Source organism: Agromyces capsici (genome assembly GCF_058349965.1).
In genome coordinates this window covers 2,036,196-2,058,154 of record NZ_JBYRET010000001.1, presented here as the reverse complement: position 1 = coordinate 2,058,154, position 21,959 = coordinate 2,036,196, and the positions used below count along the sequence as shown (strand labels likewise).

The window sequence follows — 21,959 nt, the reverse complement described above, 5'->3', positions numbered from 1 at the left end:
TCGTCCCGCGCAACGACGCGACCCCCGAGGAGGAGCACAATGACGTCGCAGCCCCCACAGCCGACACTCGACGCCGAATCCGGCGACGAGCTCCGGCCCGATCCCGACCTGCCGCCCACCGCCGTCTCCGAGGCCGAGCTCGAGCGCGAGCGCAAGTGGACCCTGCCGAAGATCCTGCTCTGGGGCGCCATCGCCCTGCTCGGCGGGGTCGCCTGGACGATGATCGCGATCGTCCGGGGCGAGACCGTGAACGCGGTGTGGTTCGTGTTCGCCGCCGTGGCGACCTACCTCATCGGCTACCGCTTCTACTCGAAGGTCATCGAGCGGTACATCGCCCGCCCCGACGACCGCCGGGCCACGCCCGCCGAGACGCGCGCCGACGGCAAGGACTACCACGCGACCGATCGCCGGGTGCTGTTCGGCCACCACTTCGCCGCGATCGCCGGCGCCGGCCCGCTCGTCGGCCCGGTGCTCGCCGCGCAGATGGGCTACCTGCCCGGCACGATCTGGATCATCGTCGGCGTCATCCTCGCCGGTGCCGTGCAGGACTACCTCGTGCTCTTCTTCTCGATGCGCCGCGGCGGCCGCACCATCGGCCAGATGGCCCGTGACGAGCTCGGCAGGATCGGCGGCACGGCCGCGATCGTCGCCTCACTGCTCATCATGCTGATCATCATCGCGATCCTCGCGCTCGTCGTCGTCAACGCGCTCGGCGAGAGCCCCTGGGGCGTCTTCAGCGTCTCGATGACCATCCCGATCGCGCTGCTCATGGGCGTGTACCTCCGGTACCTCCGCCCCGGCCGCATCACCGAGGTGTCGATCATCGGCTTCGTGCTCCTCATCGCCGCGATCGTCGCGGGCGGATGGGTCGCCTCGACGCCGTGGGGCGCCGAGATGTTCCACCTCGACCGCACCACGATCGCGTGGGGCATCATCGTCTACGGCTTCATCGCCGCCGTGCTCCCCGTGTGGCTGCTGCTCGCCCCGCGCGACTACCTGTCGACGTTCATGAAGATCGGCGTGATCGTCGTGCTCGCCGGTGCGATCGTGCTCGTGCGCCCCGAGATCACGGTGCCCGCGATCAGCGAGTTCGCCGGCGGCGAGCTCGGCCCGGTCTTCTCGGGCTCGCTGTTCCCGTTCCTCTTCGTGACGATCGCGTGCGGCGCGCTCTCGGGTTTCCACGCCCTGATCGCGTCGGGCACCACGCCGAAGCTCATCGAGAAGGAGCGCCAGACGCGCTTCATCGGCTACGGCGGCATGCTCATGGAGTCGTTCGTCGCGATCATGGCGCTCGTCGCCGCGATCTCGCTCGACCGCGGCATCTACTTCGCCATGAACTCGTCGGCCGCCGCGACCGGCGGCACGATCGAGGGTGCGGTCGCGTTCGTGAACTCGCTCGGCCTCACGGGCGTGAACCTCACGCCCGACATGCTGTCCTCCACGGCGGCGGCGGTCGGCGAGGAGTCGATCGTCTCCCGCACGGGCGGGGCGCCCACGCTGGCGCTCGGCCTGGCGAACATCATGCAGCAGGCGTTCGGCGGGGCCGCGATGGCGGGCTTCTGGTACCACTTCGCGATCATGTTCGAGGCGCTGTTCATCCTCACCGCGGTCGACGCCGGCACGCGCGTGGCGCGCTTCATGCTGCAGGACTCGATCGGCAACGTGTTCCCGAAGTTCAAGGACACCGGATGGCGCCCCGGCGTGTGGATCACCACCGCGATCATGGTCGCCGGGTGGGGCTACATCCTGATCCTCGGCGTGACCGACCCGCTCGGCGGCATCAACACCTTCTTCCCGCTGTTCGGCATCGCCAACCAGTTGCTCGCGGTCATCGCGCTCGCGGTCGTGCTCGCGATCGTCGCGAAGCGCGGGCGGAGCTACTTCACGTGGCTCTGGATCGTCGCGCTGCCCCTGGCGTTCGCTGCGGTCGTGACGATCACGGCGTCGATGTTCAAGATCTTCTCGCCGGTGCCGCAGGTGGGCTACTGGGCCAACCACATCGCCTTCCGCAACGCACTCGACGCGGGCGAGACCTCGTTCGGCACGGCCGGCACGGTCGAGGCGATGGAGGCGGTCGTCCGCAACACGTTCGTGCAGGGCACCCTGTCGATCGTCTTCGTGACGCTCGCGATCACGGTGCTCATCACGTCGATCGTGACGACGGTGCGGGCGCTGTGGAACGGCGGCGGCGAGAACCACGAAGACGCGCCCGTGGCATCCCGCCGTTTCGCACCCGCCGGGATCATCGCGACCCCGGCCGAGAAGGCGCTCGAGCGCGAGTGGGCCCAACTGCCCGCCGACCGGCAGCCGGAGTCGGTGCGCCACTGATGGCCGGCGCCTGCGAGCGGCGACCCGCCCGGACCTCCGCGGTCCGGGCGGGCGCCGCGCCCACCGCCCCCGCCGCCCCCGTCCCCGCCGTCGCGTTCGGGCTCGTGCGACGCGGATGGCGCGCCCTCGCGTGGTACACGCGCGACCTCATGGGCGACAATGCCTACCGGGTCTACCTCGAGCACCACCACCGGCACCACGGGCCGGATCATCCCACGCTGACCGAGCGCGAGTTCTGGCGGCAGAGAATGGATGAGCAGGACCGCAACCCGGGGGCCCGCTGCTGCTGACGTGACGAGGGAGCGCACATGATCGACGCCGTGTGGCTGCCCGTCGCCGTGGTCGCCGGCGTCGCACTCACGCTCCTCGCGCAGTTCGGCTGGCGGATGGCCCGGGGCTCGCGCGACCTCGGCAGCGACGCCGAACGGGCGACGTTCCGCACGCTCTCGCTCGCCTCGCGCGCTGCCGTGCACCTGCGCGGCGGCCTCGAGACGGGCGACGTGCAGCGCGCGGCGCGCTCGCTCCGGGCGCTCCTCGGCAGCGAGGCGATCGCGATCGCCGATCGGAAGGGCGTGGTGTCGATCGACGGCCGGCTCGACCTCGGCCCCGCAGCGTGGCAGGTCGCGGCGAGCGTCATCGAGACCGGACAGCGCCAGCTGCTGCGCACCACGATGGACGCGGTCGGCGCCCCGATCGTCGCCGGCGGGCAGGTGGTCGGAGTGATCGTCGCGTTCGCGCCGAAGGTGCGCCCGCCGCTCGTCCGCGCCGCGACCGAGGTGGCCAAGTGGTGCGGCGCGCAGATCGAGCTCGGCGGGCTCGAGACATCCCGCACCGCGCTCGCCGAGGCCGAGCTCCGTGCGCTGCGGGCGCAGATCAGCCCGCACTTCGTCTACAACGCGCTCAGCGTGATCGCCTCGTACATCAGCACCGACCCCGAGCGGGCGCGCGACCTGCTGCTCGACTTCGCCGACTTCATCCGGTACTCCTTCCGCCGCCAGGGCGAGTTCACGACCCTCGCCGACGAGCTGCAGAGCGTGCACTCCTACGTCGAGCTCGAGCGCGCCCGATTCGAGGAGCGGCTGAGCGTGACGCTGCGCATCGAGCCCGAGACGCTCGCGACCGTCATCCCGTTCCTCAGCCTGCAGCCGCTCGTCGAGAACGCGATCCGGCACGGGCTCGAACCGCGCGAGCAGGGCGGTACCGTCGTCATCTCGTCGCACGACGACGGCACGCACACCGAGATCACGGTCGACGACGACGGCGTCGGCATGGACCCGGCCGAGCTCCGCGCACTGCTCACCGCCGGCGAACCCGTCGACCGCGTCGGCCACATCGGCCTCCGCAACGTCGACTCGCGCGTGCGCGGCATCTACGGCGACGACCATGCGCTCGTCGTCGAGACGAACCCCGGCGCGGGCACGATGGTGCGCATGCGCATCCCGAAGTCGCAGCCGTTCAACGAGACCGAGCGGGCGGTGAGCCGATGACGGATGCCGCGTCCCGCATGATCGACGTGCTCATCGCCGACGACGAGCGCCCGGTGCTCGACGAGCTCGAGGCGCTGCTGCGCCGCGACGAGCGCGTCCGCGACATCCGCCGAGCCGCATCCGGGTCGGAGGCGATCCGCCTGCTGTCGGAGCATCGGGTCGACGCCGCGTTCCTCGACATCCACATGCCCGGCCTGTCGGGCTTCGACCTGGCACGGGCGCTCTCGCGGTTCGGCGATGCGCCCGCGATCGTGTTCGTGACGGCCGACGAGGCCGGCGCGGTTCAGGCGTTCGACTTCCAGGCGCTCGACTTCATCCTGAAGCCGATCCGGCGCGAGCGGCTGCAGCGCGCCGTCGGGCGGATCCTGGCCTACCGTGAGGCGGCGACGGGCGGTGCCGCCGGCGCGCAGGGCACCGAGGCTCCGCCCGACGAGACGATCCCGGTGCGCGTCGGCAACGTGGTGCGCGCCGTGCGCCGCAGCGACGTGCGGTGGGTGCAGGCCCAGGGCGACTACTCGCGCCTCGTCACCGACACCGAGAGCCACCTGATCCGCGAGCCGATCTCCGACCTCGAGGAGCGGTGGGCGGCCGCGGGCTTCATCCGGGTGCACCGGTCGTACCTCGTCGACCGTGCGGCGATCACGACCGCCCGGCTCGTCGGGCCGCATCCGACGCTCGTCGTCGCCGGCGAGGAGATCCCGGTCAGCCGGCGGTCGATCGCGATCGTGCGCGAGGCGATCCTGCGGCCGCCGGAGGCGGATCGGTGAGCGGGCGCGCGGGCGGTGGCCGACCGGCGCGCGAGCGCGTGACCTCCGTCGACCGCACCGCGACGCGGGTCGAGCCGCCCGCCCGCACCGGGAGCACGCGGGTGAGCGAGGCCGAGACGCTGTTCACGCGCGGGCTCATGCGTGCGCAGGGGCGGCTGGGGCTGGCGTTCGTGCTCGCGTTCGTCGCGGTCGTCGCGGGCGTGACGTTCGTGATCAGCCAGGTGCCGTGGTTGCACGAGATCGACCTCTGGGGCGTGCCGCTCCCCTGGCTCGTGCAGGCGTACGGCTTCTACCCGATCATCGTGGTGTTCGCGGCGACCTACGCGATCGCCACCGCGCGCGTCGAGCGCCGGTTCCGCGACCTGGTGGAGCACGAGTGAGCCCGCTGCTCGTCGTCGGCGCGATCGCGCTCGTGGTGGTCGTGACGTCGGCGATCAGCATCTACGGGCTTCGGATCTCGCGCACCACGAGCGACTTCTTCGTCGCCTCGCGCACGGTGCGGCCCATCTGGAACGCGTCGGCGATCAGCGGTGAGTACCTGTCGGCCGGCACCTTCCTCGGGCTGTCGGGCCTCGTGCTGCTGTCGGGCTCCGACGCGTTCTGGTTCCCCATCGGGTACGCGGCGGGCTACTTCCTCGTGCTCGTGTTCGTCGCTGCGCCGCTGCGCCGCAGCGGCGCGTACACGATCCCCGACTTCATCCACGCCCGGCTCGACTCGCTCGCCGCGCGACGCCTCACCAGCGTCCTGGTGGTGGTCATCGGATGGCTCTACATCGTGCCGCAGTTCCAGGGCGCGGCCCTCGCGCTCAACGTCGTGTCCGGCATCCCGCCGTGGGTCGGCGCGGTCACCGTCGCGATCGTGGTGAGCGGCTCGGTCGCCGCCGGCGGCATGCGGTCGATCACGTTCGTGCAGGCGTTCCTGTTCTGGCTGAAGCTCGCCGCACTCGCCGTGCCGGTGCTCTTCTTCCTGATCACGCTCGGCCCCCACGAGCCCTCGATCGACCCCGACCTCGTCTTCCCGGCCGAGCGCGGTCCCGGCGGGCTCGACACGTACGCCACGGCGTCGCTGCTGCTCGCGCTGCTGCTCGGCACGATCGGGCTGCCGCACGTGCTCGTGCGGTTCTACACGAGCCCCACGGGCACGTCGGCGCGCTGGACGACCGTGATCGTGATCGTCCTGATCAGCGTCTTCTACATGGTCTCGGGCACGATCGGCCTCATCGCCCGCGCGACGGCGCCCGACCTCGCGCAGCCCGGGGTCGCCGACACCGTGGCGCTGCTCCTGCCCTCGAGGCTGATCCCCGGCGCCGCCGGCGACCTGCTCACGGCGCTCGTGATCGCCGGGGCGCTCGCAGCGTTCCTCGGCACGTCATCGGGGCTGGTCGTGTCGCTGTCGAGCGTGGTCAGCCAGGACCTCTTCCATGGAACCGTCCGCTCGTTCCGGTGGGCGGCGGTGTTCACCGCGGCGATCCCGCTGCTCGTCGCGCTCGCGACCGTGCCGCAGGCGCTCGTCACCTCGGTCGGCAACGTGTTCGTGTTCGCCGCGTCGGCACTCTCGCCGGTGATCGTGCTCGGCATATGGTGGCGGCGACTCACCGCGCGCGGAGCGGTCGCGGGGATGCTGGTCGGCTCGATCCTCTGCGCCGGCGCCCTGATCGGCTCATCCGCGCTGGGCCGGGGTGCCGAGGCGGATCCCATCGGCGCCCTGCTCGAGCAGCCCGGGGCGTGGACCATCCCCGCCGCGACGCTCGCGTGCGTCGTCGTGTCGCTTCTCGACCGGCGCACGCCCGTGAACACCGATCGGGTGCTCAGCCGGCTGCACACACCGGAGCAGCCTCGATCGACGGCGGACTGAGCCCGCGCAGCCGACGTGTCGTGCGCGGCGTCGGTGGTGGCGCGTAACGTGACCCTCGAAGCGCCGCGCCGAGCGCACGAGGAGGTCACCGATGGCGCGCAGCCCCGACATCCCCGAGGCGTTCGACGTCTACACGGTGGTGGTGCTGCGGCGTCCGGCCGACGCGCCCGCGATGGCCGACGACGAGCTCGACGCGCTCCAGGCGCGGCACCTCGCCTACCGGGCCGAGCTGCGCCAGCGGGGCATCCTCGTCGCCAACGGGCCGTTCGACGCGCAGAGCGATCCGTCGTACCGCGGCATGTCGATCTTCTCGTGCGACCCCGCCGAGGCGGCGCGGCGGTCGGAGGCGGACCCGCTGGTCGTCGCCGGACGTCTCGCATACGACGTCATGGAGTGGTGGGTCGCCGCCGACTCCCTCGCCTTCCCCCACGCCGAACACCCGGTCGGCGATCGCAGGTCCATGTCCGACGACTGAACCGAACGCACCCCACCGAAACGAGGTCACCATGAACGCCGCCGAGATCACGCTCGCGCCCACGATGCACGCGCCCGCCGGGATCGCGATCGTCTCCGCCGAGTCCCTGCGCATCGGCACCGGGCGCACCCGCCGTTTCGTCGGCCGCGAGCACGGAGCGGGCATCTCGTACTTCTTCGTCGACAACGACCCGGGGCAGGGGCCCGGGCTGCACTGGCATCCGTACCCCGAGACCTGGGTCGTGCTCGAGGGCACCGCCGAGATCACGATGGGCGAGCGCCGACTGGTCGCGACCGTCGGCGACACGGCGACCGTGCCGACCGGCGTCTGGCACCGCTTCGAGAACGTCGGCGACGGGCCGCTGCGCATGCTGTGCATCCACGCCTCCGACGTGATCATCCAGACGTGGGCCGAGGAGGACTGAGCCGTGTCGTTCCAGGGGTACCTCGACACCATCGAAGCCAAGACCGGCCTGACGCCGCGGCAGTTCGTCGACCTCGCGGCCGAACGCGGGCTCGGCCCGGGCACGAAGGCGACGCCGATCGTGCAGTGGCTGGCCGACGACCACGGCCTCGGCCGCGGTCACGCCATGGCGCTCGTGCACGTGATCACCAAGGGTCCCCAGATCGACACGAAGCACGTCGGCACCGACGGCACCCACCGCGACGCCACCGACGCACTCTGGCTCGACGGGGCGGCGTCGAATCCGCACCGATGAGCCAGACTGGTCGGCAGGGGAACGAGGAGGTTCCTCCATCTCGTTCATCGTGTCGTGTGCCGACCAGGACGAGATCGACCACTACTGGTCGAGGCTCTCGCACGTGCCCGATGCCGAGCAGTGCGGGTGGTGCAAGGACAGGTTCGGTGTCAGCTGGCAGGTCATCCCCGCGAACATGGGCGAGCTCACCCGACGCCCCGAGCAGATCCAGGTCATGATGCGCCAGAAGAAGATCGTCATCGCCGAGCTCGAGCAGGCCTGATCCCAGCGGCGCCCGTTCTGGGGCTTTCGCGCCCGGCGCACCGGACTAGCATGCGGTGCGTGGAGCGAAGCGGATGGTTCGCCCGCGTGCCGCTCTGGGCGCGCATCGCGGTGCCCGTGCTGCTCGTGGTCGTGATCGTGGCTGCGGTGATGGCCGCGATCACCGCATCGTCCGGCGGCGATGACGATCCGGTCGCCGCCGCCCGGGAACTCTGCCGCGACGCCGCGCTCGAGGAGCTCGCCTCGTTCGACCGCGAGGAGGGCGACGTGTCGGAGTCCCTCGAGGTCACCCAGCTCACCGACGACGAGTACCGGGTGCAGGGCACCGCGAGCTACCAGGACGAGGACGACGAGATGCAGTACGGCCTGGTGCGATGCGTGGTGCGCGACGTCGACGGCGAGCTGGTGCTGCGGAGCGTGCGGTTCGGGTTCTGAGCCGGATGCCGCGTGCACCTCGCTCCCGGCTGGACGCCGTAGTCTCGTCTCACCGCCCCTTCCCGAGAGGAGACCGCCTGCCATGAGCAGCGCCACCGCGAGCAGTGCCACCGACCTCGGCGTCTTCGACCGCCGCGAGTCCGAGGTCCGCGGGTACGTCCGCGCCTTCCCGACCGTCTTCGACCGCGCGGTCGGCTCGACGCTGGTCGACGCCGACGGCCGCGAGTACCTCGACTTCTTCGCCGGTGCCGGCGTGCTCAACTACGGGCACAACAACCCCGCCTTCACCCGGGCACTCATCGAGTACCTCGAGCGCGACGGCATCATCCACGGCCTCGACATGGCCACGTCGGCCAAGCGGGCGTTCATCGAGGCGTTCGAGCGCCTCGTGCTCGAGCCGCGCGGCCTCGACCACAAGCTCCAGTTCACCGGCCCGACCGGTGCGAACGCCGTCGAGGCGGCGCTCAAGGTCGCCCGCCAGGCGACCGGCCGTTCGACGGTCGTCGCGTTCACGAACGCCTTCCACGGCCTGAGCCTGGGTTCGCTGGCCGCGACGGGCAACAGCCACTACCGGGAGGCGGCCGGCGTCGGCCTCGACGACATCGCGCGCCTGCCGTACGACGGTTACCTGGGACCCGATGTCGACACCCTCGACCTGTTCGAGAAGATGCTCGACGACCCGGGCTCGGGTCTCGACCTGCCCGCCGCGGTCATCGTCGAGGCCGTGCAGGGCGAGGGCGGCATCAACGTCGCCCGCGTGGCGTGGCTGCAGCGCCTGCGCGCGATGACGGAGGCCCGCGGCATCCTGCTCATCCTCGACGAGATCCAGGCCGGCGTCGGTCGCACGGGCCGCTTCTTCGCGTTCGAGCACGCCGGCATCGTGCCCGACATCGTGACGGTGTCGAAGTCGATCTCGGGCTCGGGACTGCCGATGTCGCTCGTGCTGCTGCGCCCCGAGGTGGATGTCTGGAAGCCGGGCGCGCACACGGGCACCTTCCGCGGCAACAACCTCGCGTTCGTGTCGGCACGTGTGGCGCTCGAGACCTACTGGGCCGACTCGGTGTTCACCGACGGAGTCGTGGCGAAGGGCGAGCTGCTGCGCGCCGAGCTCGAGGGGATCGCCGCGGAGCACCCGGAGCTGGGCTTCGTGGTCCGCGGCCGCGGCCTCATGATGGGTATCGCGTGCGACGCCGACCGCACGCTGGCCGGGCGCGTCTCGAAGGCCGCGTTCGAGCGCGGGCTCGTCATCGAGACCTCGGGCGCGTTCGACGAGGTGCTGAAGTTCCTGCCCGCGCTCACGATCACCGAGGACGAGCTGCGGCGCGGCCTCGACATCGTGCGCGAGAGCCTCGCGGCGGTGCTCGCGGGCTGACCTGTCCGGCCCGAGTCGCGCGCCGCGCGTGGCGCCGGAGACGAGGACGGGCTCACGACCATGACTTCGGGTCGGGTCGTGAGCCCACTTCGTTTCGCGGTAGGGGCGCGCCTCGAATGCAGCGATTCTAGGTCGGCTTCCTCGCTCCGGGGAAGACCTCTCGACTCCAGAACCGGAGATCGTTATCCGGTCGTGTCCGGACCCGTCCGGACACGACCGGACATCCGGCGGGGCGGACCGCAGCCCGCCCCGCCGCTCGGTCGCGGTCTACTTCCTGCGCACCTGCACCTCCTCCGACGGGGCCGATGCCGCCGAGGATCCGACCTCGTTGTGCGCCACGATCGTCGCCCGGTACTTGGCGCCGACCTGCAGGTCGCCGAAGGTCACCATCACCGACGCGCCCGAGACCTCCTTCACCACGACCGGATGGTCGGTGCCGCGCGGGGTGAGCGTCACGGTGTAGCCCGTGATCGGCCGACCCCCGTCGTCGGGTGCGGTCCAGTGCACCGTGAGCGATGACGCGCCTCGGGTGAGCGTCGGCGCATCCGGTTGCACGGGGGCGGTGGGCTCCGCGGCGACCGGGCCGACCTGGGCCGTCGCCGAGGCCGGGCTCCAGAGCGGCTTCGACGCGGTCACCTCGACCGCGACGGTCGCGCCCACGTCGGACTCGGTCAGCGCGTACTCCGCGCCATCCGCCCCCTCGATCGGCTCGCCGTCACGCAGCCACCGGTACGACGTCGCCGTCCACGGCTCCGAGACCGCTGCCGCGAGCGTCTGGCCGACCTCGGCGAGTCCGCCGATGGCGACGCCGAGCGGTTCCGAGTCCGCCACGGCCTGCCGGTCGACGCTCTCGAGCGTCGGCGTCACCGATTGCATCAGGCCGTCAGCGCCGAACTCGAGCCGGTCGATCGTCGTCTCGCGGTGCGTGCCGTCGCCGCCCGGCATCCCGAACCGGTGGTACGCGATCACCCAGTCGTCGGTGCCGGGGATGTTGAGCACCGAGTTGTGGCCCGTTCCCTTGATGCCGAGCGACAGGTCCTTCTGCAGGATGACGCCGCGGTAGGTCCACGGACCGTCGACGCTCGTCGCGGTCGCGTAGCCGACGCGGTAGTTCTCCGAGCCGGTGTCGTCGATCGAGTACGTGAGGTGGTACATCCCGTCGCGGTAGTTCACGAACGTGCCCTCGCGGTACGACGTGAGCCCGGCGATGGTCGTGATCGTCTCGGGCTTGATCGAGACCATGTCGTCGTTCAACTCGGCGTAGACCGGGCTGCCGTTGCCCCAGAAGAGATAGTGCTTGCCGGTCACGGGGTCGCGGAAGGCAGCCGGGTCGATGGCCTGGCCCGACTTCACCGCCTCGCCGTTCGTGATCATCGCCGTCGGCTGCGCGGTGAACGGCCCGGCCGGATGGTCCGCCACGGCGACGCCGATGGTCTTGCGGTTCAGCGCCGCGTTGTGTCCCGAGAAGTAGAAGTAGTACTTCCCGTCGCGTTCGATGATCGTCGGCGCCCACGCGTTGCCGGTCGCCCACGGCACGTCGCCGTTCGCGCCGTCGAGCGTGAGGATCGGCCCGGCCGAGCGCTCCCAGTCGACGAGGTCCTTCGACGTCCAGGCGTAGAAGTCCTTGCCGCCCCAGCCGGGGTACCCGTCGGTGGTCGCGTAGAGGTAGTACGTGTCGCCGAACACCGCGATGTTCGGATCGGCGTACAGGCCGGGCAGCACGGGGCTCGCCATGACGCGCGCCTCGAACGTCCAGGTCGTGGCGGGGCCGTCGGGTGCCGTGAGCACGACCTCGACGGGCTCCGCGAGGTCGACCGTGGTGCCCGACGCCGGCGAGGCGGTGACCCCATCGGCGGTGTCGAAGACCGGGGCGAGCGCCGAGACATCCGTGCCCGGCACGACCGGGAACACCACGGTGCGGGCCGACGCGTTCACGATCGGGTCGATCTTGAGCGCGTCGGGCTCGGCGAGGCTCACGCCGGCGAGCGCCGCCGTGTTGCCCGACCGGGTGAGCACCTCGCTCGGCGAGAGCGCCCGGTCGTACAGCGCGAACTCGCGGAACTCGCCGCGGAAGCGGCCGTCGGCGTTGTACAGCGAGCGGCCGAGGGAGTTGGCGAACGTGCTGCCGCCGCCGATCTCGCCGGGGTCGAGCGTCACGTTCGCGTTGCGCGCGACCTGCACGCCGTCGAGGTACAGCGTCGCCGTCGTGCCCTGGAGCGTCCAGGTGAGGTGCACCCAGCGGTCGCGCGGCAGCGCCGCCCCCGAGTTCGCCGTCTGCTCGGTCGACCAGTTGCCCGACGCGAGGCTCGTGCGGTACGCCGAGTCACCGGTCGTGAACAGGTAGCCGTTGCCGACACCGGATGCGTCGGTGTTGCCGAGTCCGTAGATGAAGTAGTTGCCCGACTGCGCGGGGTCGATCTTCACCTCGGCCTCGATCGTGGCATCCTCGACGCCCGTCAGCAGGTGGTCGGGCAGGTCGACGTAGTCGTCGGAGCCGTCGAGGCGGAGCACTCCGCCGTCCTGCCAGGTCGCGCCGCCGACGATGGCGGCGTCCTTGCCGTTGCCGGAGCGGTCGGCGAGGACCGTGCCCGAGCCGTCGGTGAAGTCGTAGCGGACGATCTCGCCGTCCTCGTTGGACTCGACGGGCGGCGGACCGGAATGGAGCCGCTCGAGCTCGGCCGCGGTGACCGGGAGCACGGTGCCGTGGCGAGGGCTCGCTGGCAGGTCGTACTGCGGCGAGACCTTCCAGTCGGGCTGGGCGATGTCGGCGGTCTCGAGCGGGATGTAGCCGCGCCCGCCGTACTCGTCGACGAACAGGTACGTCTTCTCGCCGTTGACGTCGCCGGGGTTGGACTGGAACACCGTCGGGCCCTCGACCGCGCTCGTGCCGGCGTCGCGGCCGATGCAGGAGTCGATCATGGTCCACTCCGTCAGCGGAGCGCGGAGCTCGGTCGAGGTCTCCTGGATGATGTCGCTGCAGCCCGTGGTGCCCGCGCCCTCGTCCTTGGTGAACCGGTGGTAGGTGTCGCCCGCCTTGATCACGGTCGAGTCGATGCGCGAGATGCCGTCCTGCCAGATCTGCGGCTCGCTGAAGGTGACGAAGTCGCGGGTCGTGGCGTAGAGCATGCGGTTGTAGGTGTTGCCCGTGTGGCCAGGGTCATCCTCGGCGTAGAGCTTCGACGCCCAGAACACCACGTACGCGTTGATCGACTCGTCGTAGTACGCCTCGGGCGCCCACGTGTTGCCGGCCGTGTCGGGTGAGACCTTCACGTGCCGCTGCTCCGACCAGTTCACGAGGTCGTGCGACTCCCACACCTCGATGTACTGCGAGCCCTGGCGCTGCGAGGAGTCCCAGCTCGTGCCGCTGCCGATCGAGAGGTCGGTCGCGATGAGGTAGAACGTGTCGCCCTCGGGCGAGCGGATGAGGAACGGGTCGCGCAGGCCCTTCGTGCCGTACTTCGACGTGAGCACCGGCTGGCCGCCGTTGAGCTCGGTCCAGTCGAGCGCGTTGTTGCCCTCGCTCGCGGCGAAGTAGATGTTCTCGCCCGCGAGCGAGTTGCCCGTGAAGTAGGCGAACGCGTACCCCTCGAGCGGGACGAGGTCGACGGCCGCGCGCACGGTCGCGGCGAACTCGCGGGTGGCGGATGCCGCGTTGCGGGTCACCGTCGCGATGAGCCTGACCTCGGTGTCGGCCGCGGGTCGCTGCACGACGCCGTCGGTCCCGATGATCGAGGGGTCGGACGAGGCCCAGGCGATCTCGGTGCCGGCGGAGACGCCGGGGAGCGTGAGGTTGCCGCGCACGTCGTCGACGTTCGCGATCGCGAGTGCCGCGGCGGCCTCGTCGACGATGCTCTGGTCGTCGGCCTCGGCCGGCACGGTCGCCTCGAAGGCCTTGGTCGCGGTCGCGTCGCCCGACGAGAGCGTCGCGGTGAGCGTCACGGTCGCGTCGCCGGCGGATGCAGCGGGGCGGGTCACCGCGCCCGTCGCCGAGATCACCGCGGGGTCGCTCGACTGCCACGAGACAGCGGACCCGTTGACGCCGGTCGTCGGCAGCGCGACATCCGACTCGACCGCCGACAGGTCGCCGAGGTCGAGCGCCGCGAGGTCGCGGTCGACCCGGGTCTGCGCGCTCGGAGAAAGCGCCGCGACCTCTGCCGCGGAGAGCGCCGTGTCGTAGATGCGGAAGTCGCGGAGGCTGCCGGCGAGGGTCCGGTCGGCGGTGTACACCGAGCGGCCCAGGTAGTTGGCGGTCGTCGTGCCGTTGCCGATCGCGCCCGGCGTGATCGTCACGTTCGTGTTCTGCGCGACCTGCACGCCGTCGAGGTAGATGCGCGCCGTGTTCGTCGCGTCGTCGAGCGTGTAGGTGATGGTCTTCCAGACGCCGCGCGCGAGGTTGGCGCCGCTGTTGACGGTCTGCTCGGTCGACCAGTTGCCGGTCGCGATCGAGGAGCGGTACGCGTTGCCCGTCGAGAACAGGTAGCCGTTGCCGGCGCCCGACGTCGTGTTGCCCATGCCGTAGATGAAGTACGGGGTCGCCTGGTCGGGGCGGATGAGGACCTCGGTGCTCACGGTGATCGAGGTCAGCCCGGCCAGCAGGTTGTTCGGCAGGCGCACGTGGTCGTCGACGCCGTCGAGCCGCACGCCCTCACCGCCGGTGAGCGCCGCGCCGCCGATGAACGTCGCGTCGCGGCCGTTGCCGGAGAGGTCGGCTGCGACGGTGCCCGAGGTCTCGTCGAGGGCGTAGTGGGCGACCAGGCGGTCGTCGGCCGCGGCGAGCGCCGGCGGGGTGGAGGTGAGGACGACCGAGGCGCCGACCAGCGCCGCGGTCACCCCCGCGAGTGTTCGTCGAGCGATGGTGGGCTTCATTGCGGCATCCTTCGGACGGTCCCGGCATCGCGGCCGGGTCGCAGACAGTGTCAAGCCGTGATGTTATCGCTCACAATTCGACCGCACAACATGTTTCAGCGCGAGCATGATGCAATGGGAGCGGACAACGTCGCCCGCTTCGGCATGCTGATGTGAACCCTCACAATCGCTGCGGCGTCCAGCCGGCGCGGCCGCGCATCGCCCCCGGCCCTCGGCGCGCGTGCCGCCCGCGATTCCCGTCTTCCGGCGGGTAGCACCCGCACGAAGACGGGAGTCGCGAGGGGGCGCCGATCAGTCGGCGGGCCCGCCGCTGCCGCCGCCGTCCTGCAGGAACGCCAGCACCGCGGCGACACGCCGGTGCACGCCGGTCTCGGGCAGCCGCAGCTTCGTGAAGATCGCGTTGACGTGCTTCTCGACGGTCGACGACGACAGGAACAGTGCCTGCTCGATCCCCGCGTTCGTGCGGCCGCGCGCCATTTCGCGCAGCACCTCGAGTTCCCGGGGCGAGAGCGCGGCGAGCGGACTCGACGCCGAGGCGCTGCGTCGTCGCACGAGCGTGTCGACGATCTGCGGGTCGATCACGGACCCGCCGGCGCGCACCTCGCGCAGCGCGTGCACCAGGTCCTCGAGGTCGCCGATGCGGTCCTTCAGGAGGTACCCGAGCCCGGCCGAGCCGTCGGCGAACAGCGCGAGCGCGTAGCTCTCGTCGGCGTGCTGCGAGAGCACGACGACACCCGTGTCGGGGTGCGCGGCGCGAATGGCACGTGCCGCCTCGATGCCCTCCATGTGGTGGCCGGGCGGCATCCGGATGTCGGTGAGCACCGCATCGGGCGACATCCGGCGCACGGCGTCCAGCAGTTCCGTCGCGTCCCCGGTCCCGGCGATCACCTCGACCTCGCCCGAATCCTCGAGGAGCCGCCGGACTCCCTCGCGGACGAGGTAATTGTCCTCGGCGATGACGACGCGCAGCATGCCCGGGTCAGCCATCGCGCTCCCCCACGGGCAGGTCGACGAGGACGGTCGTCCCGGCGCCCGACGGGTCGGCCGGCGTCACCTGCACGGTGCCGCGCAATGCGGCGACCCGGTCGCGGATGTTCGCGAGGCCGCCGTGCGATGCCGCCGTGGCCACGGCGGGCGCGGCGAACCCCCGCCCGTCATCGGTGATCGCGATCACGAGGTGGCCGTTCGACCGGGAGAGCCCGACCGACGCATGCGTCGCACCCGCGTGCTTCGCGGTGTTCGCGAGCGCCTCGCGCACGACGTAGTAGGCGGTGGTCTCGACGTCGTCGGGGTATCGCTCGGCGCGCACCGCGGCATCCGCCTCGACCGTCAGCGGGATCGGGAACCGCGCGACGCCCGACTCGACCGCCGCCACGAGCCCGTTGTCGCTCAGCACCGGCGGGTGGATGCCGCGCGCGAGCTCGCGCAGGTCGGTCAACGTCTCGCGGGCCTGGTCCTGCAGCTCGGCGAGCTCCTCGGGCGTCAGTTCGCCGCGCTCCAGCCGATTGCGCGCGAGCCGGAGCCCGGCGATCTGCGCGACCACGTTCTGCTGGATCCCGTCGTGCAGGTCGCGCTCGAGGCGCCGCCGCTCGTCGTCCTGCGCGGCGACGAGGCGCTCGCGCGACGCCGTCAGCTCCTCCAGCTGCTCGGCGAGTCGTGCCGTGAGTCGCACATTGGCGACGGATGCCGCGGCCTGCCCTGCGACCGTGCGCAGCAGCGTGCGCTCGGCCTCGCTGTACTCCCCGAGGCGGCGGCGCCCCACGTCGATCCGGCCGAGGGTCTCGTCGGCGTGGACCAGGTCGACCGAGAGCGATGGCGCCCCGGCCACGTCGCCGGCCGACGCCGCCGACGACGCGGCGAGCGCGCCATCCGGCCCGGCCTGGCTGATGCGGACCCACGACGCGTCGAGCCCGTCGCGGACGGCACCCGCCAGGTGGGCGAGCAGCTCGCGCGGTTCGCCCGCCTGCTCGAGACGCTCGCCGAGCTCGCTGAGCATGCCGAACTGGCGCTCGCGGTCGCCGAAGAGCGCACGGTGCAGGCGCTGCTGCGCCCAGCCGCGCACTGGAAGCAGGAGCACGGCGACGAGCGTCGTGATGAGGACCGCGGCCACGGTCCTGAGCGGGGGCGCGAGCAGGATCGCGGGGGTGGCCACGGCGGCGGCGTAGAGCACGGTGATGAGGAGGTTCGACGAGCGCTCCACTCGGACGTTGCGATCGCCGCCCCGGATGTCGAACGCGCCGTAGCGGAGGATTCCGTGGATCGCGGCGACGGGGATGGCGAGCATCGAGGCGTAGACCAGCAGCTCGACGCCCCACAGGCCCGGCACGAACGTCCACAGCAGGAACGCCACGATGGCGCCGCCGACCGCAAGGGCCATGACCCGGGTGCGGGCGCGCACCTCCGGCGCGCCGAACAGTGCGCGAGAGGCGAGCACCGTGAGGCCGAGCGCGACGGCCAGCCATGCCTGGACGAACAGCGCGTGCACCAGCGGCGCCGCCCACTCGAGCCACGGCACGACGAAGGGATTCGGGATCGCCTCGCCGCTGACGCCGGCGTACGGCGACATGACGACGTAGGGCGTCGTGAGCAGGGTCAGCGGCCCCGAGAGCACCGGGAGCCAGAGGAAGGCGACCGCCACGCGCTGCCAGCGCCGCTCCGGCACCCCGTCGGGGAACGTGGCGAACACGATCAGGAGCGTCGAGGTCGCCACCGCGTCGGCGGTGAGGCCGACCACGTTGACGAGCGGGAACCACGGCTCGACGAGCACCTCCGGGTTGACCTGGATGAACGTCTCGTAGGCCGAGCCGACGAGCATCGCGGTCGCGCCGAGCGCGATGAACAGGGCGATCCGTGCCGAGGACACGGTGAGCAGCCACATGCCGAAGACGAAGAGCGGCAGCGCACCGAGGAGGGGCCAGGCGAGCCCGTGGTCGGCGGAGCCGCCCACGAGGAATCCGAGGACGACGACGACGTAGACCAGGCTCGCGACCCCGATCGGGCCGAGCGTCGCCAGGCACACCCACCTGCGCTCCACGGTCCCCATCGTCCTCCTGTCGAGCGGCTCAGCCAATGCCGGCCTCCTCCGATTCGGCGATCGTCCCGCGCCGGGGATCGATCGGCAGCATGACGACGACGCGCGTCCCCGACGGCCGGTTCGCCCCGACCGTCATCGTGCCGCGCAGCGCGGCGACCCGGTCGCGGATGTTCACGAGCCCCCCGTGGGACGCCGAGCCCGCCCCGACCGGATCGATGCCCCGCCCGTCGTCGGCGATCGCGATGCGGAGGTGCCCGTCGTCGCGCGAGAGCCCCACCGACGCATGGGTCGCGCCGGCGTGCTTCGCCGTGTTCGCGAGCGCCTCGCGCACCACGTAGTACGCGGTGGCCTCGACATCCTCGCCGTACCGTTCGGCCCGCACCGCGTCGTCGGCCTCGACGGCGAGCGGGATGGGATAGCGCGTGACGCCCGACTCGACGGCCGCGACGAGGCCGTTGTCGCTGAGCACGGGCGGGTGGATGCCGCGGGCGACCTCCCGCAGGTCGGTCAGGGTCTCGCGAGCCTGGTCCTGCAGCTCGGCGAGGTCGTCGGTCGTGAGCTCGCCGCGTTCCAGCCGGTTCCGAGCGAGCCGGAGCCCGGCGATCTGCGCGACCACCGTCTGCTGGACGCCGTCGTGCAGGTCGCGCTCGAGGCGGCGACGCTCGTCGTCCTGCGCGGCGACGAGGCGCTCGCGCGACGCGGTCAGCTCGTCGAGCTGCTCGGCCAGCCGGGCGGTGAGACGCAGGTTGGCGACGGATGCCGCGGCCTGCCCCGCGACCGTGCGCAGGACCGTGCGCTCGGCGTCGCTGTACTCGCCGCGGCGTCGCGGCCCGATCTCGATGCGTCCGAGCGCATCGTCGGCGTGCACGAGGTCGACCGTCTCGACGGGGTCGCCGCGTGCGTCGGCCGCCGCGCCCGCGGACGACTCGGCGACCGGTCCGTCGGGCCCGGCCAGGACGATGCGCACCCACGACGCGTCGAGCCCGCCGCGCACAGCCGCCGCCAGCCGCGACAGCAGCTCGCGCGGCTCCCCGGCCTGCTCGAGGCGCACGCCGAGCTCGCTCAGCATCCCGAACTGCCGTTCGCGGTCGCCGAAGACGAGGCGGCGGATGCGTCGCTGCAGCCAGGCGCGGAACGGCAGGAGGACGACGGCGACGATCGTCGTGAGCAGCACGGCGCCGATCACGGTCAGCCGGTCCACGAGCAGCAGTGCCGGGGCGGCGACGGCGATCCCGTAGAGGACGGTGATGAGCACGGTGGAGGACCGCGCGACGAACTGGGCCCGGGCGCCCGGGGCGAGGTCGAAGGCGCCGTAGCGCAGGATGCCGTGGACCGCCGCGATCGGGATGGCGGCCAGGCTCGCGAACACCGCGATCTCGAGCAGCGGGTTCGGCACCGCGTTCCAGAGCGGCCAGATGACGACGAGCACGAGCACGACCCAGGTCATGAGGCGGAGTCCCGCCCGCAGGGCCGGCTCCCCGAAGAAGGCCCGTGAGATCAGCACCGCCAACCCCACGAACACCGCCGGCCACCGGACGAGGACCCACTCGACGGCGGGTGCCGCCCATGCGAGCGCGGGCACCGCGAACGGGTTCGGGATCTCGTTCGCGGGCACCTCGTGGAACGCCGGGATGAGCATGCTCGGGCTGACGATCAGCGAGAGCGGGGCGACCACGACGGGCACCCAGATGAACCAGACGGCGACGCGCTGCCACCGTGCCTCGGGGATGCCCGTCGGGAACGTCGCGAACATGCTGATGAACGCGGCGGAGGCGACGGCGTCGATCGTCAGCCGGATGCCCGTGACCACCGCGAACCAGTCCTCCGGCAGGGCGTCCCCACCGGAGGCCATGAACGTGTCGATCGCCGTGCCGACGGCGATCGCGGTCCCGGTCCACGCGATGTACAGCGCCGAGCGCGAGGTCGACACGGTGAGCAGCCAGATCCCGAAGACGAACAGCGGCAGGATGCCGAGCAGCGGCCACACGAGGCCCTGGACGGTGTCGCCGGCGACGAATCCGCGGACGACCACGACGTACGCCACCGACGCCGCCCCGATCGGCGCCAGGGTCGCGAACCATCCCCATCTGCGGAGCACACTCCCATGGTCCTCCCCCCGATCGGGACCGCGGGAGAGGGATGTCCCCGGCATCCCTTAGCGGTTTCCCTCCATGCGATGTGCGGCACGCCGCCACGCGGCATCCGGTTCGCTGGGTTCCGGCCTCTGCCGCCGTCGGCGAACGTGAGGGTCGAGCGGATGCCGCCGACCGGCGCCGCACGAAGGAGAAGGCATCATGCGCACGCTCTACACCGGTCTCGCGTGGACCGTCGCCGGAGCCGTCGTCGTCCAGGCCGCCGCGATCGCGTTCGCGTTCGGCGGCATGCTGAACCTGGTCTCGGAGGGCGGCGTCGTCGACAAGGCCCTGCTCGAGAGCTTCCAGGCCGCCGGCGTGGGCGAGGTCGGGTTCCTGATCCACGGCGTCGTCGGCGGCGTGCTCATCCCGCTGGTCGCGCTCGCGCTCCTCGTGGTGTCGTTCCTCGTGCGCGTCCGCGGCGCCACGCTCTGGGCGGCGATCGTGCTCGGGCTCGTCGCGCTGCAGGTGACCCTCGGCTTCTCGATCACCGACGTGCCGTACCTCGGGCTGATCCACGGGGCGAACGCCCTGGCCGTCGTCGCCGCCGCGTCGTTCGCGGCCCTTCGGATGCGACGCGCGACGGAGCGCACCGTCGCCCCCGAGGAGGCGAGCACCGATGCCGTCGCGGCGTGAGTTCCTGCGGCGCGTCGTCGTCGGCGTCGCGGTCGCGACCGCGATGGGGGCCGGCGCGCTCGCGTGGAGCTCCACGCTCCTCGGCGAGTACTCGGTGATGGACATGGGCGCCGGCGATGCGCACGGGCACGGCGGCCACGGGCAGCCCGGCCCCGTCGCGGCGGGCGCGGGCGCGGGCGCGCCATCCGGTGTCGCGAGTTCGTCGGCGGCGGTCGACGTGACCTCGCTCGCCGCCGATCCCGACCGCCCCGCCGACGTGCGCGTCGAGCTCGTCGTGCGGCAGGAGCCGATCGACGTGACCGGTGGCCGCCGCATCGACGGGTACACCGTGAACGGCACGTCGCCCGGCCCCGAGATCCGCGCGACGCAGGGCGACCTCGTCGAGGTGACGCTCGTGAACGAGTCGGTGGCGGATGGCGCGACGCTGCACTGGCACGGCATCGACGTGCCGAACGCGGCCGACGGCGTCGCCGGCATCACGCAGGATGCTGTACCCGTCGGCGGCCGTCACGTCTACCGGTTCGTGGCCGACGACGCGGGAACGTACTGGTACCACTCGCACCAGATGTCGCACGACCAGGTGCTGCGGGGCCTCCTCGGCGCGATCGTGATCGACCCGGCGTCGTCGCCGGCGGATGCCGCGGCCGACGTCGACGTCACCGCACTGCTGCACGTGTACGGCGGGCGGCACACGCTGAACGGCCGCGTCGCCGACGAGCGCGTCGACGCCGCCCCGGGCGAGACGGTGCGCGTGCGTGTCGTCAACACCGACCAGGGCACGGCCGCCGTCTGGTCGGCCGCGCCCTACCGCGTGCTCGCGATCGACGGCCGCGACGTGCACGAGCCCGGCGAGGTCCGCGATCAGCGCCTGCTCGTCCCCGCCGGCGGGCGAGCGGATGTCGCGGTGCAGGCGCCCGCGACCGGCGATGCCGTGCGCCTGCACGTCGGCGGCGCGCGCAGCGTGCTCGTCGTCGACGCGGCCTCCCCCGAGGCATCCGTCCCGCCCGCACGCCAGCCGGCGGACACCCTCGACCTGCTCGCCTACGGCAGCCCCGCCCCGCTCGACTTCGACCCGACCGCACCCGAGCTCACCTACGACTACGTGATCGCGCGCCGCTTCGGGATCATCGACGGCCGCCCCGGCAACTTCTGGACGATCAACGGGCGCATGTTCCCCGACGTGCCGATGTTCCACGTGCGCGAAGACGACGTGGTCGCCATGCGCATCGAGAACCACTCGGGCGACGTGCATCCCATGCACCTGCACGGGCACCATGTCGTGGTGCTCTCACGCGACGGCGTCCCGGCATCCGGCAGCCCCTGGATCGTCGACTCGCTCGACGTGCACCCCGGCGAGACGTACGACATCGCATTCGTCGCCGACAACCCGGGCATCTGGAGCGACCACTGCCACACGCTGCCGCACGCCGTCGACGGCCTCGTCGCTCACGTCATGTACGAGGGCGTCACGACGCGATTCACGATCGATGGGGCGGCGGGAAACCGGCCCGAGTGAGGGGATGGCCGCGGTCGCGACGAGACGTCGCGGGTGCACGGCTCAGCCGAGCACCCGCGACGTTCGAGCGGGTTCCG

General features: G+C 71.9%; 18 protein-coding genes. 14 read left to right on the top strand and 4 right to left on the bottom strand.

The annotated features are described in order from the left end of the window. Window positions 1–39: 39 nt before the first annotated feature. The 12 genes from AC3RKB_RS09680 (at window position 40) to ectB (ending at window position 9,698) form a co-directional block, all read left to right on the top strand. The gene (locus AC3RKB_RS09680) at window positions 40–2,328 is read left to right on the top strand and encodes a carbon starvation CstA family protein (protein WP_491435870.1); all 2,289 of its coding nucleotides are present in this window, start codon (window positions 40–42) and stop codon (window positions 2,326–2,328) included. After that, window positions 2,328–2,618, top strand: a complete 291-nt coding sequence (locus AC3RKB_RS09675; RefSeq protein WP_491435869.1) for a YbdD/YjiX family protein — start codon at window positions 2,328–2,330, stop codon at window positions 2,616–2,618. The genes AC3RKB_RS09680 and AC3RKB_RS09675 overlap by 1 nt, the downstream gene beginning before the upstream one ends. Before the next feature lie 18 nt (window positions 2,619–2,636). Further along, the gene (locus tag AC3RKB_RS09670) at window positions 2,637–3,815 is read left to right on the top strand and encodes a sensor histidine kinase (protein WP_491435868.1); all 1,179 of its coding nucleotides are present in this window, start codon (window positions 2,637–2,639) and stop codon (window positions 3,813–3,815) included. Further along, window positions 3,812–4,582 (top strand): LytR/AlgR family response regulator transcription factor, encoded by a 771-nt coding sequence (locus AC3RKB_RS09665; protein ID WP_491435867.1) that lies wholly within the window; start codon window positions 3,812–3,814, stop codon window positions 4,580–4,582. Before AC3RKB_RS09670 ends, AC3RKB_RS09665 begins: the two co-directional genes overlap by 4 nt. Continuing rightward, complete coding sequence (locus tag AC3RKB_RS09660; protein ID WP_491435866.1) at window positions 4,579–4,962, top strand: heavy metal transporter; 384 nt, start codon at window positions 4,579–4,581, stop codon at window positions 4,960–4,962. The genes AC3RKB_RS09665 and AC3RKB_RS09660 overlap by 4 nt, the downstream gene beginning before the upstream one ends. After that, window positions 4,959–6,437, top strand: coding sequence for a sodium/solute symporter (locus AC3RKB_RS09655; RefSeq protein ID WP_491435865.1), 1,479 nt, complete (start codon window positions 4,959–4,961; stop codon window positions 6,435–6,437). Before AC3RKB_RS09660 ends, AC3RKB_RS09655 begins: the two co-directional genes overlap by 4 nt. 91 nt (window positions 6,438–6,528) lie before the next feature. Continuing rightward, a complete protein-coding gene (locus tag AC3RKB_RS09650) occupies window positions 6,529–6,912 on the top strand; it encodes a YciI family protein (protein ID WP_491435864.1) in 384 nt (127 codons plus the stop codon). A gap of 31 nt (window positions 6,913–6,943) precedes the next feature. After that, the gene (locus AC3RKB_RS09645; protein WP_491435863.1) at window positions 6,944–7,336 is read left to right on the top strand and encodes a cupin domain-containing protein; all 393 of its coding nucleotides are present in this window, start codon (window positions 6,944–6,946) and stop codon (window positions 7,334–7,336) included. A 3-nt stretch (window positions 7,337–7,339) separates the two neighbouring features. Next, window positions 7,340–7,630, top strand: a complete 291-nt coding sequence (locus AC3RKB_RS09640; RefSeq protein WP_491435862.1) for a DUF4287 domain-containing protein — start codon at window positions 7,340–7,342, stop codon at window positions 7,628–7,630. Further along, window positions 7,617–7,892 (top strand): VOC family protein, encoded by a 276-nt coding sequence (locus AC3RKB_RS09635; RefSeq protein ID WP_491436806.1) that lies wholly within the window; start codon window positions 7,617–7,619, stop codon window positions 7,890–7,892. Before AC3RKB_RS09640 ends, AC3RKB_RS09635 begins: the two co-directional genes overlap by 14 nt. A 59-nt stretch (window positions 7,893–7,951) precedes the next feature. Further along, entirely contained in the window at window positions 7,952–8,326 is a 375-nt protein-coding gene (locus AC3RKB_RS09630) for a hypothetical protein (protein WP_491435860.1), read from the top strand. Window positions 8,327–8,408: 82 nt separating this feature from the next. Continuing rightward, window positions 8,409–9,698: a diaminobutyrate--2-oxoglutarate transaminase gene (ectB, locus tag AC3RKB_RS09625; protein WP_491435859.1), complete on the top strand. Its 1,290-nt coding sequence runs from the start codon at window positions 8,409–8,411 to the stop codon at window positions 9,696–9,698. Between the two features lie 267 nt (window positions 9,699–9,965). Here ectB and AC3RKB_RS09620 read toward each other — a convergent pair whose 3' ends face one another. The 4 genes from AC3RKB_RS09620 to AC3RKB_RS09605 all read right to left on the bottom strand — a co-directional run bounded on the left by AC3RKB_RS09620 (window position 9,966) and on the right by AC3RKB_RS09605 (window position 19,696). Continuing rightward, complete coding sequence (locus AC3RKB_RS09620; RefSeq protein WP_491435858.1) at window positions 9,966–14,564, bottom strand: family 43 glycosylhydrolase; 4,599 nt, start codon at window positions 14,562–14,564, stop codon at window positions 9,966–9,968. A gap of 291 nt (window positions 14,565–14,855) precedes the next feature. Next, window positions 14,856–15,551 (bottom strand): response regulator transcription factor, encoded by a 696-nt coding sequence (locus AC3RKB_RS09615; RefSeq protein WP_491435857.1) that lies wholly within the window; start codon window positions 15,549–15,551, stop codon window positions 14,856–14,858. Beyond that, window positions 15,544–17,607, bottom strand: a complete 2,064-nt coding sequence (locus AC3RKB_RS09610) for a sensor histidine kinase (protein WP_491435856.1) — start codon at window positions 17,605–17,607, stop codon at window positions 15,544–15,546. Before AC3RKB_RS09610 ends, AC3RKB_RS09615 begins: the two co-directional genes overlap by 8 nt. A 19-nt stretch (window positions 17,608–17,626) precedes the next feature. Further along, window positions 17,627–19,696: a sensor histidine kinase gene (locus AC3RKB_RS09605; protein WP_491435855.1), complete on the bottom strand. Its 2,070-nt coding sequence runs from the start codon at window positions 19,694–19,696 to the stop codon at window positions 17,627–17,629. 196 nt (window positions 19,697–19,892) lie between these two features. Between AC3RKB_RS09605 and AC3RKB_RS09600 the strand changes: the two genes are divergently transcribed. Together AC3RKB_RS09600 and AC3RKB_RS09595 are read left to right on the top strand one after the other, a co-directional pair. After that, window positions 19,893–20,366 (top strand): hypothetical protein, encoded by a 474-nt coding sequence (locus tag AC3RKB_RS09600; RefSeq protein WP_491435854.1) that lies wholly within the window; start codon window positions 19,893–19,895, stop codon window positions 20,364–20,366. After that, entirely contained in the window at window positions 20,350–21,882 is a 1,533-nt protein-coding gene (locus AC3RKB_RS09595) for a multicopper oxidase family protein (RefSeq protein WP_491435853.1), read from the top strand. The genes AC3RKB_RS09600 and AC3RKB_RS09595 overlap by 17 nt, the downstream gene beginning before the upstream one ends. Window positions 21,883–21,959 lie beyond the last annotated feature (77 nt).

Bases quoted from the DNA above. Each gene is read 5' to 3' on its own strand.
- AC3RKB_RS09615 (WP_491435857.1), bottom strand. From the start codon at position 15,551: ATGGCTGACCCGGGCATGCTGCGCGTCGTCATCGCCGAGGACAATTAC.
- AC3RKB_RS09645 (WP_491435863.1), top strand. From the start codon at position 6,944: ATGAACGCCGCCGAGATCACGCTCGCGCCCACGATGCACGCGCCCGCC.
- AC3RKB_RS09600 (WP_491435854.1), top strand. From the start codon at position 19,893: ATGCGCACGCTCTACACCGGTCTCGCGTGGACCGTCGCCGGAGCCGTC.
- AC3RKB_RS09650 (WP_491435864.1), top strand. From the start codon at position 6,529: ATGGCGCGCAGCCCCGACATCCCCGAGGCGTTCGACGTCTACACGGTG.
- AC3RKB_RS09670 (WP_491435868.1), top strand. From the start codon at position 2,637: ATGATCGACGCCGTGTGGCTGCCCGTCGCCGTGGTCGCCGGCGTCGCA.
- AC3RKB_RS09595 (WP_491435853.1), top strand. From the start codon at position 20,350: ATGCCGTCGCGGCGTGAGTTCCTGCGGCGCGTCGTCGTCGGCGTCGCG.
- AC3RKB_RS09610 (WP_491435856.1), bottom strand. From the start codon at position 17,607: ATGGGGACCGTGGAGCGCAGGTGGGTGTGCCTGGCGACGCTCGGCCCG.
- AC3RKB_RS09675 (WP_491435869.1), top strand. From the start codon at position 2,328: ATGGCCGGCGCCTGCGAGCGGCGACCCGCCCGGACCTCCGCGGTCCGG.
- AC3RKB_RS09680 (WP_491435870.1), top strand. From the start codon at position 40: ATGACGTCGCAGCCCCCACAGCCGACACTCGACGCCGAATCCGGCGAC.
- AC3RKB_RS09620 (WP_491435858.1), bottom strand. From the start codon at position 14,564: ATGAAGCCCACCATCGCTCGACGAACACTCGCGGGGGTGACCGCGGCG.
- AC3RKB_RS09665 (WP_491435867.1), top strand. From the start codon at position 3,812: ATGACGGATGCCGCGTCCCGCATGATCGACGTGCTCATCGCCGACGAC.
- ectB (WP_491435859.1), top strand. From the start codon at position 8,409: ATGAGCAGCGCCACCGCGAGCAGTGCCACCGACCTCGGCGTCTTCGAC.